Raw genomic sequence first — 13703 nt, forward strand, 5'->3', positions numbered from 1 at the left:
ATGAAACCGCCGCCCAGCTTGGGGAAGCGGGCGGCGGCAAAACGAATGGGAAGGCGGGAAACCTTCAAGCGCGAGAATACGTTCGCGCCGGCCTTTGTGCAATCGCAAAATCTGGCTGTCCACATGCTAGCTTGATCGAGTCGCGTGCCACTGAGAGACCTCCGGCAAATTTGCCGAAGGTAGCTTCGGCATCACAGTCGCGCAGCGTTACCGTGATTTCAAACTTGCATCACGAAAGTTTGATCGCCGATCGCGGCGCTGTTTCCGCGCCCGACGCTAAAAGGTTACCGCCCGTTACCTTTAATCCGCGGCTATTGCCGAGCCGCGCCACGCTCGCCCGCAAGTGGCCCGCGCTGAAGATCAATCGATTTACCGGCCGATGGCGCGATGACGCCAGCGGCGCTCCTGGGGCGGACGTCGCGTCGTTGCTCGCCTTTATCGGGGAGGGCGCGCGATGACCGCTCTCGCTCCGAAAGAGCAAGCGCCGCAGTTTGGCGCTTGCGATGCAAGGACGCGGACGTTCGCCAGCGAGGCGGCGGCCGCCCTCTACATCGTCATCGGCGCCGCAACCGGGTCCGACGAGCTTGACCGGCTCGTCAGCCAAGTGTGGCAAGGCGTCGTGCATGGCGCGATCGACGAGAGCGACGCCGACTTTCTGCAGTCCTTCGCCGAGCGCCGGCGACCGCTCGCTTGCGGGAGACGCGGCATAGGTGGACGCGGGGTCGCAAAGCTCGTCAGCCGCTTCGTGCCGCGCCAGCGCGCCAGGTCCTACGATCGCCAGGCGTCGCGCGAGCGTCGGCGCACGCTCGGCGGCTCGGCCGTCATGCCGCCGAATCTCCGCTGCCACTACACCGAAGGACAGCGCGCGGTGTTGTGCATCATCTCCGGAGAGATCAAACACAGCGGTAACTGCGATCTCCCGATCGATAAGATTGCCGCGCTCGCGGGCGTCTGTCGCTCGACTGTGCAAAATGCGCTGCATGAAGCGCGCCGACTCGGGCACATCAAAATCACCGAGCGCCCGCAGCCCGGCAGAAAGAACCTTACCAACGTTGTCCACATCGTGTCCGCCGAGTGGCTGACGTGGATCAAGCGCGGGCCGGCGGCTCATCGTCCCGACCGGATAGGGTCCAATTCGCCGAAAATGGTGAGCCCGACCAAGAGCACATATGAAAAAAGGCACGGCGAAAAGGAGCAGTGGAGAGGCTCAGAGCCTCCTGAAACAAGGTGGAGGCGGCGAGCGTGATGCTCTCACAACCATCAGAGGCAGCTAGGGCGGCGGGAGACCAAGCGGCAAATTTGCCGCTTGAAGCGCCTGTCGATGCTGCGGAAGCATGGGAGCGTTTTTCAGCCGCGTGGCCGTTCGATCCGGTGCCCTACCGGCGCGCAGCAGCTCGAGCGGAATTCGAAAAGCTGACCGAAGCCGAGCGCGAAGAGGCGATCCGGTGCGCTGCCATCTTAGCGAAGTCCAGGCGCGCGAGCGGGCGCATGGAGGCGCCTGACGCGCGCCGATGGATCAAGGCAAAGGGATGGAAGATCAGCCCCCGATCGTCGGGCGCTGGCTTGAACGTCAGGAAAGGATCCGCGTGGGCCCGGCGGTCGAGAAGTGGCTGATGCGGCAGATCGGGTGAGGGCTCGCGGGTCCTTCCTAGGCCTCCCCCGCCTGCGGGCCGCAGCGCCCCGGGATTCCGGCAGTCACAGTAGAATTCAAAGCGTGAAATTCACGTGAATTTACAATGGTGTAATGGCGAAATGGGCGAGACAATCATGTCGAAATCAGACTTCGCGGCGGCGTGTAACGTCACGCCGAGCTGCGTGGCGAATTGGATCTCTCGCGGCAAGATCGGCGACGAGGCCTTGGTCGGCGCGGGCCGCGGCGCGCGGATCAAATTTGATGTCGCGATGGCTCAACTAAAGGAACGCCTGGACCCGAGTCAGCGCTTCGGCCTCAACGGCATCTCGACGAAGCTCGATGACGCGCCGGCGACGCCACATGGTCATTCCCCGCAACCGTCATCCGCTCGGCCGCCGGTGCAGCCCTTTGAACCGTCGGTCGAAGACCAAATCAAGCGGGAGAAGCTCCTTCAGGCGCAGCTCGCAACTTCGCGAGCCAAGGAGCAGGATCGCCTCTCGCGCGGCGTCTACATCCTCAGCGCCGATGCCCGCGACGCAACCACCCGCGCTGCAGCGCAGCTCGTCGCCTCATTTGATGGCCGCATCCCCGAGCTCGCTGCGGCGATCGCCGCGAAGTGGCAGATACCGGCGCGCGACGTGACGCATCTGCTGCGCTCTGAATTCCGCAAGATCCGTGCTCGGCTCGCTGCCGAATTCGCCGAGCTTGCCGCCGCTGAGCCGGAATTCATTGAAGACGACCGTGCTGACGACAGTAAGACCTAACGCGGGTTTTTTTCGGCGTTCCAATCAACTGCTTTAAGGTCTGCAAATCAGATGCAGGAAATACGAAAGGAAGCACCAGGTTATTGGCGAGTTCCAAAGTGAGAGATTTCTTGTGTCCGGATCTGTCGGATCAACGCCAAAAAGGCAGCGCGACTCTGCCAACGAGTGCATGCCACAGCCAAATCGCAAGCGCACATATTGGCCAAAATGTCACACCTTCGCTGTTTCAGAAGATTATGCATAATATAAAGATTTTATTAAGTTTTCGCCATAAAACTGGGCGCGTCTTGTCTCAGCCAGCAACTTCTCCAGTTAGATAATAGACGTTGACTAGCCGATTTCCATGGGCAACATGGCAAATCGCTAGCGAAAGAGACACCTGGATCCTTGACTGGACCCGGGCGATAGCCGCAGGGCGGCTACGGCACCCCGCCTGAACACCGGCAGGGAATGAAAATTGCTGAGAAACAGCAATGATCGTAGCGCCGGCACTTAGGAGGATGTGATGGGATTTCTTGAGCATTTCAAGTGGTTCAGGAAAAGCAGCTATCTGATCCATCTGGACGGCGAGTTCCAGGAGGACGGATACCTCTACATCCATAGCGACGATTTGAAGGGTTTCAACCTGTTGCTGGAACCGGAGCAATGTAGGGAGTTCGGGTCGCTGGTGAAAGCGATCGAAGATCCCTTGCTTGCATATGCCGACGCATACTTTGCAGCCAAGCGGACTGCCAGCGCGAAGGCTGAGGCTAAAGCTGTGCAAGAGAAATCGCGATATGAATTCGTAGACTTCAGCAGGAAATCAAAAACTTCGTTCAGCGCTGTGCTTGGAACCTGTTTGAACCACTGTGGGTAATTGCTCACAGTTTGAAAGAATCACGCGACTCATATAATCGGTCGGCCTTGGGGTCGGCCGATTTTCGTTTGGGGCGTAGTGGTTATGCAAAATGAGCCTACAAAGACCTCTGTTCCGGAGGGTCGGGAAAAACTAGCTGAAGCAGGCTTCAGGAACGATTTAAACGCAGGTTCGGGGGGTGAGCTCTGGGTGAACAGGCACGGCTTTCCTGTTTGGGTGTCATATTACGGCACGGACACTCAAAATTTTGCAACCAGGTCTCTCAATGATGCGCTCTACAACAAGGAGGCGAAATTCTCCTAATCGCGGATGGGAATAGGACCGACCCCGGTGACCCCTACGGTATCAGGCTCGAGGTTCGGCAAAATACCTCTTCTCTCCAATCGTTCTAAGATGACGGCCACCGCGAGCCGGGCGAGATTTTCATGCGCGGCGAAGGTTTATATTCGCGCCTATATCACTATGCGGCCCCCTTTTTTTCAGCCGCACGCCAAGGCCCGAATTCAGCGCCGGCCCGGCCGTGAGCTTTTGCAGACACGTCCGCTGATCAGATCGTCAATGCCGCACGAGTTGGAATGACTCTGGACCCAAGCAGAAATCTACGGAGCTTGATGTCCACGTTCGCTGCCGCAGGTGGGCGGCACCTTAACGGCGAAGGCCTGACGCTGCGGTGTAGGACACTCCCTATCCGAACAATTTCCTTCGTCACACAAACTGTATGACAGCTTGGCGCTATTGCGATCACTTGAGAACACTACTTGGTCCACGCTATAACAAAACCTAGTGATATGCCTATCAAACGTCATAACATCGTTGTATTCTGTATATCCCCATATCAAAAACCGATCAAATGGATCCCTATTGTTGAATCTCTCTAAGCAATAGCCATGGACTTTTGTGAAACTGACATTTGAAATACTCCTTGGACCCAAGGTTATTGGAACAGTTTTAGTCGGGATATCCACATACATAAAAGTGCTCGGTAAAGGTTGATTGACGAACATCAACCTGTTGATGCGGGAAACCATATTAACTGTTGGTGAGTTTCCAGTGTTTTCCCATTCCGGGATAATGTCATAAACGTCTTCATTTCTTTTATCTAACCTAATGCCTCTCAGAAATACATATGCCCTTATTTGTCGTTGCTCGGTATCAACCGCTGTTTCCCATTGCTTAGCAGTGTAATGCGCAGCCCCTGCTGTGCAAAGCAACGTCAAAGTCAGCAGTGCTCCAGTGGCCCAATCCAAGAAATGTTTTTTCTCATTATTCGTTGACATCTTTTGCTCGCCTATCCCGCCGCGCCTCACGGACAAGACGAGCGCAAATTTTGCGTTCGGTCGTCTCTCCGCTTGCCTTCCCCCCCCCCCGAACGCCGGGGCGGGCCGCCGTTCACTATGGTGGACTCGACGCCGGCCGACTATTTGTCGTTCTGGCTCCGTAGTGGAAGCGCTCGATTTCTGAAGCCGAATAAACTCTGCCAGCCGAGGTAATCTTTGCGATCTCCTGTCGCTCTTGGGGCAATTTGTCGTATACGATCTTGGCTTCCTGCAGCGTCAAATAGTTTTCGGTGATCGCCCCATGTTCCAGCTGCGCTGCTTGTGAAGCGTCAACATAGAGCGGCTCTTCCTGCATTTGATTTCCCCTCAACATCACTTTTTGCCAAGAGCCTTTTCGAGCAGGCGGCGGATGGCCTCCGGGCGCGTCGGCTGCGGCTCCGGCTGCTTTGCGATCCACGAGTCCAGGGCGACAAGTTGTTTTCGATGAATGCGCACTGTGAGCGCTTCACTCTCGACTGGAGGCCGGCCCCTCGATTTCTTGACATTATCAATTGACATGCGAATTAAATAATGTCGTAAATATGCGGGCCGAGCAAGAGGCGGCAACCTCTCGCCCGGCCCTGACCACAGCTGATCTGACTGGAGTCCGCCATGGCTGATTCTCAAGATACCAAAAGTGCGCCTTTTTCCCGCCGCGCCGTCATAGCCGGCCTCGCCGCAGCGCCTGTCGCTGGGCTCCCCGCGCTCGCTGGCGCTGCTCTCTCAAGACCGCTCGTTGAAGCTATGCAGCGCCAGGCGTCAGCTTGGGCCGCCTGGATGGACGCCGGCGACGACTTCGCCATGGACGCCGCCAACGGTCCGGCCGACAGCGCCTTGTGGGAATTGGCGGAAACGCCTTGCGCGACCGACGCGGATTTTTTTGCGAAGATTCGGCAGATGCTCGCCTGCCATGACAGCCTGCATGGGGAGGACGCCGACGCGACAGAATGCCCTTCAATTCTGGCCGCTATTCGCTTGCACTTGGGTTGAAGGAGCCGCGGTCATGACCAATGAAATTGAGGACAACGGCACGGTCGATCCGATTGTTAAAATTATCGCCGACATCCTGGTGGCGATCGCCGCCTACGAGCAAGAGGAGGAAGGGAATTCTTCTGCGGCCGAGATCTTCGATCGCATTGGCAAATTAGAAGCGCAGGTGCTCTCGACTGTCCCAACGACGCCTTCGGGCTCCATGGCGCTATTAAGATATTTGGCCGACTCTCTCGACCAGGACGGACCCGACAAGTTCGGCGATTCGATCCGCAGCGCGGTCGACTTCCTCGAAGAGCGGGGGGCGCTATCATGAGCGCCGAACCGATCCCCGCCAGATCCCTTGAGGAAAATATCAGAGAGGCGATGGAGCTTCGCGCGCGCTCTGGATGCTCATGACGGGACTGAGCAACAACTACCCGTATCCGATTGGAAAAGAGGACATGGAGGCGGTCTGCCTCCTTGCGCAGGAGGTCCGAGACCGAACCGAAACAGCGAATCGCCAGTATCAGGAGGAGTAGCAATTATGATCACGCCCGCCAACGCCACCGCTCGCCCGCTTTGTGTGCGCATCTGCCGCGTTAGCCTGGCGCTGTGGGCCATGCGCGGCGCGCATGCTCTCGACGCGCTAGCCCAGCGGCTCTTGCCCGAGGATTTGCGGTGAAGCCACGACAAACGCGAATCGGAAAAACTGAGTCGCGGCGCGCTTGGCGAATTTGCGGGATGGACAGCGCGCAGACCATGCAAGGTCGGCAAATTTGCCGACCTGCTCGCAACCGCAAGCTGCTCAACTTACAAACGTCAGTGAGCGTAGCGTGCGCAGCGCGCGCAAGGTTATCGAAAGCGGCGACGACGATCCCGCAGCCCACCTTGCCTTTCGCGAGGTCAAGGTATGTTTCCGAGCGAACCGACGCTTGATGATCCCCTAGTTAGGACTTCTCAAGGTCCATGAGAAATTCGGACTGTTCTCAGATGACCCACATGTCCTCTGATTAGGTCCATTCGTTAAACAAGCGTTACCTTGAGCAAGCCAAACAACAGAATTATAGGAAAGCGCGCCATTTTTGAGTTCGGCGAGTTGTTTGGACAGTTCTATATTATTATCTTCCAAACAATTTAGCCGCTCTTCTAACTGCCCTATTGCTGAGAACTTCCTGCAGTCCGAGAGAGCGGACGCGTTTGTACTGACGAACACAATCACACCTGCCAACATCCAATTGAACGTGAATCTCATGATACTTCTCCTCAGTAAGATATTGGAGCGGGTTGGTTGCGACCGGCACCTGGTCAAAAAATTGTAAACGCAATTTAAGCCAATTAAATATCTGTATAATTTATTCGAGCAGGACGGAACAAAAATTTTGAAAGGTCCCATGGCGATACCTTTTGCGGATTAGACGAGCGGTTCAACCTTTCTCGATTCGATCGGGCGCGACGACGATCGCGATCGTCTGCAGACGACTGTCAGTTGCCAGGTTCCGAGAGTTTCACGGTAACTACACGTGACCGTGATCCTGCGCTTCTGCAGCCTGTGGCCTTGCGTTCGTCCGCGCGGGTCCGCTTATTACCTCAGTAGGTAAGGTCCACCGGCAAGCGAGCGAACGCCCCGACCGTGGATGTAACGGCGGGCGTTTTTGCGTTTCAGCCTAGCTTTGAAGCTAGCACGTCGACTTTTTCGATTTTCGGCGGCTGCGAGAAAAGCTCTGGGGCCTTGGCCATGAGCGCTTTCGCCACCTCCCCGGCAAGATGAGCGTCTCTGCCGGCTTCGTCACGAAAGGCTTCAAAGATGCCAAAGTACGTATGCGGCACTCGGATCACGAACCACGACACCGTGCCCGGCTCTGCTTCCACGAGCGGCAGTGCCGATTTCAAGAACGCAGCAACCTCATGCTCCTTGCCGATCTTCGCTTCCAGCGTCGCCAAAATGCCAAATTTCACCATTGCGCGCCTCGCTTGAAACCTATGGCCTTCTGGACGTCATGTTTGCACCTTTCGACGCATTTTGCACGACGATCGAATTCTTGGTTCATCGGCTCGGATTAGCCTCAACCATCTTGTCCTGCATCGCGTCGAGAACTTCTCTAACGCAAGGCGTCATATTGAAGATTGCGACGCGTCGTGGGTGAACTGTTCCGAGCGATGAAACGACTATGTCGACTTTCTCGATTGGGCCGGCCGTCATTGTAGCAAGGCCAGGAAATTTTAATTTCTTTTTCGACCATCTCGCTTGCATGAACTCGGTAAACAAAAAAAAGTAATAGTCGCGGCCCTTAGCGAGTTCTCGCTCGGCAGACGCGTATGTGCGCAAAACGAACTCTTTGTGCATTTCAAACGCGCTCACAATGAGAGCCGGATCTAAGCCCAACTCCTCAAGCTCCAAGCAAAAGGAAAACTGATAAATTTGGGATTTCTCGTATTCGATTTTGTTGCCGGTTCCGGGCGACGATCCGAACGGCATCCCTAGGCGACGAAGATGCTTAATACGTCCTCGCAGCGCGCCTGTCTGCGCCGAACGGTCGGCGCCGTGAAGGCGGGCGAGTAGCTCCTCAACCTGTCCGTATCGAAGGGTGGCAGTCTCCATGCCATAAGTTAATCACAACGCATCTTAAATCTCAACGTTGCGACTTACTGCTATCTGGTCTACGTTAGTCGCGGACATAGGATTTGGCGTGCGCCATTTAATCCTAAGTCTAGGATTTATGGAGCCCACAATGCAGAGAATCACGTGTGGATCAGCTGCTGCGGATGACATCCTGAGAGAGGCAAAGGAAATTGCCGCTTTCATCTTCGGCGACGCCAAAGAGGCGAACCGGAAGCGCATCTACCAATTAGCCGCAAAGCGGCAAATTCCGACCTTTCGACTTGGCCAAATCCTCTGCGCGAGAAAATCGACGCTAATCGCACATTTCGCCGCGCAAGAAGCTCGCTCAATGCAGAACGTCGATAAGCCGGAGGCTGCGTAAGGCGATGGCCGCCGCGCGCGCAGCAATGTCGCCTGAGCAACGCCAGCTCATCTCGATCGCCACGCGCGAACGGATGGCGGCGCCGGAGGTGCGGCGGAAAATTTCCGAAGCGACGAAGCGCGGAATCGCGGCGCGCGCTGAGTGGGCGCCAGAGCTTGTGGCTCTGCGCGCGGCCTGGCTGTCCGCGGGTCCCGATGCGCGACGACGTTTTCTTGATGAGCTGCTCGAGCCGCTGCACTGCGCTCATCTCTGCGCGGTCTCCTCGAACCAGGGACGCGCCGAGTGATGCAACCGCTCGCCCGCCTCGCCGAGATCGCGAAGGAGCAGCGCCGGCTCGCCGATGAGGCCGAGCAGCTCATAGCTACCATCGACGGTCGAAGCGCTGGCCCGCCCGAAGCAAAACAATCGGACCGCTGGTTGAACACGAAGCAAGCGATGCGGCTCGCGCGCGTCGACTCGTCTTCGACACTCTATCGCTGGGCGCGTCGCTTCGGCGTTGGGGAAAAAACGCCTGCCGGCGGCTGGCGATTCTCCGAACGATCCGTCCTCGAACTCTTGGCTGTGGAAAAATCGGCCAATGGCGAAAATGGCGAAAATGGCGACGGCGCGCCGGTTCCAATGGCGAACGAGCGCGCTCACGCTGAAGATGAACATTGAGAGGCGATGATGAGCTATATCGACCGCGATCCCCGTGAAATCCGACAATTGCCGGAGCCAAATTACAAGGCTCTGACGCTCAATTCGCGTCCCGGTGACCCCGCAGAGAAATTGACCGCGCAGGCGCGCGACGCGCTGAACAAACTTAAAATGCTCGAACGCCTTTTGGGCGGCGAGGCTCGCGCTGCAAATGAAGAATGTCATGATCAACGTGACGAGAACTATGCGCGCGAGAAGCGGATCGCCGATCTGAAACGCGGCTCGCCGAGTCGTGAGAGCCTCTCCATCGCCGCCGCTGAAGAGGAAAAGCTGGCGCTGGGGAAAAAGCGATTGGCAGCGCTCGAAGAGCAGCGCCGTCAGTGCCAGGAGAAGGTCGCGCCGCTGCGCCTTCTCTTGAGGAATATTGACGAAAATCTTGCCCGGTCGACCGGGCCTTTCACGTCAGCGCCGCCGGTGACACAAAAACTTCTGAGCGGCGAGACGCCGATGGCCGCTGTCCTTCGATATCGCAAAATCGCCGACGAGGCGCGCCTTGCCCTGCAGGACGCCCTCGACGCACCGATTCCCTCTGACCAAGCAAAATTAATCAATCGCGAACGCATCGAAACGCTGGCGAGCGCCGGTCGGCCGAATGTGCTTACGACGTTAGAGGGACGCAAGCCGGCGCGCTTCGCGATGCGCGTCGCACGGCCGGGCGAGCTTCACGATGAAATTGATGTGCAAGCGACGCTCGCCTGGTTGTTTAAGGATGAGCTCGTCGCTGCGATCGAGCGGGCGATAGACGAAGATGCGGACGACGCATCGGCGTTGACCGACAAAGATCGCGCCGCGCGCATCGCGCAGGCGAAAGCCGACATTCTTGCCGCCGAGCGCCTCGAAGAGATGGCGATCAGACTCGCTGCAGAAGGCGGCGCTTTTATTTCGCGCCGCCCAGACGCGGATTATCGCGCCGTGCTGGGGCTCGCCGACTCCTGTCCGGAGCCTCGCGCATGAATTCGGATCGCCCGGTCCGTCACCTGGGCGTGAAGCCGGCCGCCGAAAAAAGGGCCATCCTCCCTGTGAACGCGGCGGCCGGCGACTCCTTTGGACGCGAGGGATGTTGACCATGACGAATAGAGCGCACCCACTGAACAAGCTCAAAGAATTCGAGGCCGATTGCGCTTCCGGCGCATGGGATCGATCGGCCGGTAACTTCTGGCAGTGGTTCGCGTGCTGCTATCCCCTCGCTCGACAAATGGCGTCCGTCAACGGCGCACTCAAGCCGGAACATCTTGCGCCGGAGATGAAGCGCGCGCTTCCTGCGCATGCGTCGAAACCTGCTGACGCCGAGCATGGCTGGGGCGAGATCATCGCCGAGGTGAATGCGGAAAATAGGGAGCGGCCATGACCGCGGATAGCGCCTGGGACGACTCGATCCACCCGATGGAAAAGCGGAAGGAATACGAAACTGCCCGCGAGAGCCGCGCATCTGCGGGGCAGTGCGGAGATTTTTGGAAGTGGCTCGCGGAAGCATATCCCAGCAAAGAGCAAGCGCCCATTGTCGCTTCGCCAACCAAGAACGAAGAAGGTCGCGGCTGCGTTAGCCTCGCGCACATCATCAATGAACCGCCGGCGGCCAGTTACGAGAAGGCCGGCGCCGACGACGATTTTGGCTGGAACGATGTCGTCGCAGAAATCAATTGTGAGACTCGAGCAGTCGCCGCGCGAACCGTGAATGCCATGGCGCGCGACAAATCCGCGCCGCCTGTAAACGCCCCGAACCCCAAGCAGTCCGATCACGGTTGGGGCGAGATCGTCGCGCGACTCAACGCCAAACGCGCCGAGGAGCGCCGCTAAAGCGATGGCGCTGTCGCCGCTGCACACGGCTGAGGAAGTCGCCGGGAATTTCAAGATGAGCGAGCGCGCCCTAATCGAGCATGCGCGCAAATTCGGAATCGGGGTTAAGCTCGGCAGGGTGTGGCGGTTCACTGACCACGACGTCGCTGCGCTCATAGAGGCAGGGAGATGCTCAAACTCTACCGGCGGAAACGCGACAAGAACTGGCGCATTCGCGGAACCCTCTTCGGCCGCAAGCTTGAGGAGAGCACAGCAACTGCTGACAGGGTCCAAGCCGAAATCCTGCTCAACGCCCGCGTCGCGGAAATCACGCGCCATCACGTCCAAGGCGCCGTGCTCGGTCGTCGCCCTGCGCCAACATTCGCGGGGGCCGTCGTGACCTACGTCGAGAATGGCGGCGAGCGGCGATTCCTCGCGCCGCTGCTAGAGTTCTTCGGCGATCGGCCGACCGACGAAATATTGCAGGAGGATCTCGATGACGCGGCGCGCCGGCTCCTGCCTGGCCGCGCGCCGGCGACGCTAAATCGGCAAATCTACGCGCCGATGAGCGCGGTCCTCAAGGCCGCGGGCGTTCATACAAAGATCAGGCGGAGGAAAGAGGCGGAGCGGGCGCCGCGCTGGCTCTCGGCCTCGGAGGCGAAACGCCTCGTCGACGCTTGCAACCCGTCGCTGCGGCCGCTCGTGATTTTCCTGCTCTACACCGGCGCCCGCGTCGGCGAGGCGCTATGGCTCGATTGGGCCTGCGTAGACCTGCCGCGCCGCCATGTCGCCTTCCCGAGGACGAAGAACGGCGAGTCGCGCGGATTGCCCTTGCATACCGAAGCCATCGCCGCGCTGGCGAGCCTGCCGCATCGCTCGGGCGAGATCTTCAGGCGGCCTGACGGCCTTCCTTATGCGCGGCCAAGCGAAGATGACGACGCCGACACATCGGCCGGGCGGCGCATCGCGAGCGCCTTCAAGGGCGCGTGCCGGCGAGCGGGCATTGTCAATTTCCGACCGCACGACTGTCGGCACACATGGGCCACCTGGCACTATCTGGCGCACCGCGATTTGCTGGCGCTTAAAGAGTCTGGGGGATGGAAGTCGGAACGCATGGTTGCGCGCTACGCGCACGTCAATCGGGAGCACCTGCGCGCCGCGATCGAGGCGCTTCCCCGACTGGAAAATGGGTGAAATGTGGGTATTGCGTTCTGCGTGAGGCTTCAAACGGAATGAAATGAGAGACTTACATCATGTCGCCGACTTCATTGGTAAGGGAGAGGTCGAGAGTTCAATCCTCTCTTGCAGCACCATTTTATCGAATAATATCAATGACTTGTAGTTACGGCGCTCACGGAGCAGCCTAGCTAAGGCTATATTACAAGGATATTACGGTGTCATTTTACCTTGGGCAGGGGTAGAATTGCCCCATGGCCGCCTCCAAAGTCATCAATCAGCAGTCGTTCCACGACGGGAAAGTCGTCCTCTACCAGCTCGAAAATCGCCCCAAGAAGCTTTGGCTCTGCCGGCTAAAGGTTCCAAATGGAACTGGCTACATCTATCGGGGAACAGGCACCTCGGACTTTTACCAAGCCAGGAAATTCGCTGACGAGTTGCTCGATGAGCTCCGGATCAAGACCAAGCTCGGGCAGTCCGTCACAGGCCCGAACCTCGCCAAGATGGTTGAGGATTTCGAGACCTTCGCGCGGGCCAAGGGAGAGCCGACGAAAAGAAATCTCTCCATCATCGCCTTTCTCAAGACCTACGCAGTTCTCTACTTCGCCAAGAACAAAATCACCGACATCAATGCCAAGGAGATCGCCAAGTTTTTCGACTGGAGGAGGACCAACTCGAAGCGGAAATCGCCGAAGGAGACGACGATCCTTCATGAGACCAGCCAGTTCGCGACCTTTCTGAAGTGGTGCCATCGAAGGGGCCACTTGGATCGAGAGATCCAAATCGAGAGGCCGAAGCGAGATGGCGTCCGTCGACCTCATTTCGACCAGAGGGACTGGAAAAAACTCTTGGGAACGTTCGCCCCCTGGCTCGAGGAGGGGAGGGGCATCTCAACCTCGATTTTCCGTGACCGAAAGATGCTCTGCCACTACATCGTCATTCTGGCCTACACCGGCATCCGGGTCGGCGAAGCCAGAGGAATTCGATGGAGCGATCTCGATACGGAACCATCCGACGATCCTAACAACCCCTATTTGATCATTCACGTGAAGGGAAAGACTGGGTCGCGCGAGGTGGTCGCGCAGATCCCGGAGGTCAAACAGGGATTCGAACTCCTGTGGAAAAGCAGGTGCGACGAATTAAGCGGCGGCAAGCCCGACATGAATGAGCACGTGTTTTGCCATATCGACGGCAGGCCGGTGCATAGCATGAAGAAAGGCTTCGCCAACGTCACCCAAAAGGCCGGCGTGGAGACTGATCGGAATGGGGAGAAGAGGACGATATATTCTCTTCGCCATACCTACGCGACGAACCAGCTCCAAGAGGGCGTGAACCACTATACCTTGGCAAGAAATATGGGCACGTCCGTGAGGATGCTGGAGCAGTTCTACGGGCACACGTCGAACCGTGCGATGGCGAGCGAATTGACCAAGAGCAGAGTGCAAGACAAAAAGAAACTTCCTTGGGAGTGATGGGTTCATAAGTCGATTCTTGGATCGGCGTTAATCTCTGAACACAGGCCTTTTCATCGGA

Annotated in this window: 16 protein-coding genes; 12 read left to right on the forward strand and 4 right to left on the reverse strand. The window is 57.9% G+C overall.

The window, feature by feature from the left end; translation table 11 throughout:
- Positions 1 to 454: 454 nt before the first annotated feature.
- From ACPS74_RS13285 to ACPS74_RS13295, 3 genes are all read left to right on the forward strand, one after another.
- A complete protein-coding gene (locus ACPS74_RS13285) occupies positions 455 to 1246 on the forward strand; it encodes a hypothetical protein (protein ID WP_051381824.1) in 792 nt (263 codons plus the stop codon).
- A gap of 521 nt (positions 1247 to 1767) precedes the next feature.
- Entirely contained in the window at positions 1768 to 2397 is a 630-nt protein-coding gene (locus ACPS74_RS13290) for a hypothetical protein (protein WP_029651458.1), read from the forward strand.
- 505 nt (positions 2398 to 2902) lie between these two features.
- A complete protein-coding gene (locus ACPS74_RS13295; protein WP_029651457.1) occupies positions 2903 to 3253 on the forward strand; it encodes a hypothetical protein in 351 nt (116 codons plus the stop codon).
- A gap of 599 nt (positions 3254 to 3852) precedes the next feature.
- Here the strand turns inward: ACPS74_RS13295 and ACPS74_RS13300 are convergent.
- Together ACPS74_RS13300 and ACPS74_RS13305 are read right to left on the reverse strand one after the other, a co-directional pair.
- Positions 3853 to 4530: a hypothetical protein gene (locus ACPS74_RS13300; RefSeq protein WP_157055283.1), complete on the reverse strand. Its 678-nt coding sequence runs from the start codon at positions 4528 to 4530 to the stop codon at positions 3853 to 3855.
- A 115-nt stretch (positions 4531 to 4645) separates the two neighbouring features.
- The gene (locus tag ACPS74_RS13305) at positions 4646 to 4885 is read right to left on the reverse strand and encodes a hypothetical protein (protein WP_157055282.1); all 240 of its coding nucleotides are present in this window, start codon (positions 4883 to 4885) and stop codon (positions 4646 to 4648) included.
- Positions 4886 to 5181: 296 nt separating this feature from the next.
- Here ACPS74_RS13305 and ACPS74_RS13310 point away from each other — a divergent pair, with 296 nt between their 5' ends.
- Together ACPS74_RS13310 and ACPS74_RS13315 are read left to right on the forward strand one after the other, a co-directional pair.
- Complete coding sequence (locus tag ACPS74_RS13310) at positions 5182 to 5559, forward strand: hypothetical protein (RefSeq protein ID WP_157055281.1); 378 nt, start codon at positions 5182 to 5184, stop codon at positions 5557 to 5559.
- A gap of 13 nt (positions 5560 to 5572) precedes the next feature.
- Positions 5573 to 5875, forward strand: a complete 303-nt coding sequence (locus ACPS74_RS13315; protein WP_029651453.1) for a hypothetical protein — start codon at positions 5573 to 5575, stop codon at positions 5873 to 5875.
- A gap of 1325 nt (positions 5876 to 7200) precedes the next feature.
- Here ACPS74_RS13315 and ACPS74_RS13320 read toward each other — a convergent pair.
- Entirely contained in the window at positions 7201 to 7500 is a 300-nt protein-coding gene (locus ACPS74_RS13320; RefSeq protein WP_029651451.1) for a putative quinol monooxygenase, read from the reverse strand.
- Positions 7501 to 7585: 85 nt separating this feature from the next.
- Positions 7586 to 8140, reverse strand: a complete 555-nt coding sequence (locus ACPS74_RS13325; RefSeq protein ID WP_157055280.1) for a hypothetical protein — start codon at positions 8138 to 8140, stop codon at positions 7586 to 7588.
- Between the two features lie 407 nt (positions 8141 to 8547).
- Between ACPS74_RS13325 and ACPS74_RS13330 the strand changes: the two genes are divergently transcribed.
- From ACPS74_RS13330 to ACPS74_RS13360, 7 genes are all read left to right on the forward strand, one after another.
- On the forward strand, positions 8548 to 8808 hold the full coding sequence (locus tag ACPS74_RS13330; protein ID WP_157055279.1) for a hypothetical protein: 261 nt from the start codon (positions 8548 to 8550) through the stop codon (positions 8806 to 8808).
- Positions 8808 to 9179, forward strand: a complete 372-nt coding sequence (locus ACPS74_RS13335; RefSeq protein WP_029651447.1) for a helix-turn-helix domain-containing protein — start codon at positions 8808 to 8810, stop codon at positions 9177 to 9179. The genes ACPS74_RS13330 and ACPS74_RS13335 overlap by 1 nt, the downstream gene beginning before the upstream one ends.
- 6 nt (positions 9180 to 9185) lie before the next feature.
- A complete protein-coding gene (locus ACPS74_RS13340) occupies positions 9186 to 10172 on the forward strand; it encodes a hypothetical protein (protein ID WP_029651446.1) in 987 nt (328 codons plus the stop codon).
- A gap of 112 nt (positions 10173 to 10284) precedes the next feature.
- Positions 10285 to 10566: a hypothetical protein gene (locus ACPS74_RS13345; protein WP_157055278.1), complete on the forward strand. Its 282-nt coding sequence runs from the start codon at positions 10285 to 10287 to the stop codon at positions 10564 to 10566.
- Entirely contained in the window at positions 10563 to 11015 is a 453-nt protein-coding gene (locus tag ACPS74_RS13350) for a hypothetical protein (RefSeq protein WP_029651444.1), read from the forward strand. The genes ACPS74_RS13345 and ACPS74_RS13350 overlap by 4 nt, the downstream gene beginning before the upstream one ends.
- Before the next feature lie 168 nt (positions 11016 to 11183).
- Positions 11184 to 12188 (forward strand): tyrosine-type recombinase/integrase, encoded by a 1005-nt coding sequence (locus ACPS74_RS13355; RefSeq protein ID WP_029651443.1) that lies wholly within the window; start codon positions 11184 to 11186, stop codon positions 12186 to 12188.
- A gap of 236 nt (positions 12189 to 12424) precedes the next feature.
- Positions 12425 to 13642: a tyrosine-type recombinase/integrase gene (locus tag ACPS74_RS13360; protein ID WP_029651442.1), complete on the forward strand. Its 1218-nt coding sequence runs from the start codon at positions 12425 to 12427 to the stop codon at positions 13640 to 13642.
- Positions 13643 to 13703: the final 61 nt, after the last annotated feature.

Source organism: Methylocystis sp. SB2, from assembly GCF_049817085.1.
Classification (GTDB): Bacteria; Pseudomonadota; Alphaproteobacteria; order Rhizobiales; family Beijerinckiaceae; genus Methylocystis; species Methylocystis rosea.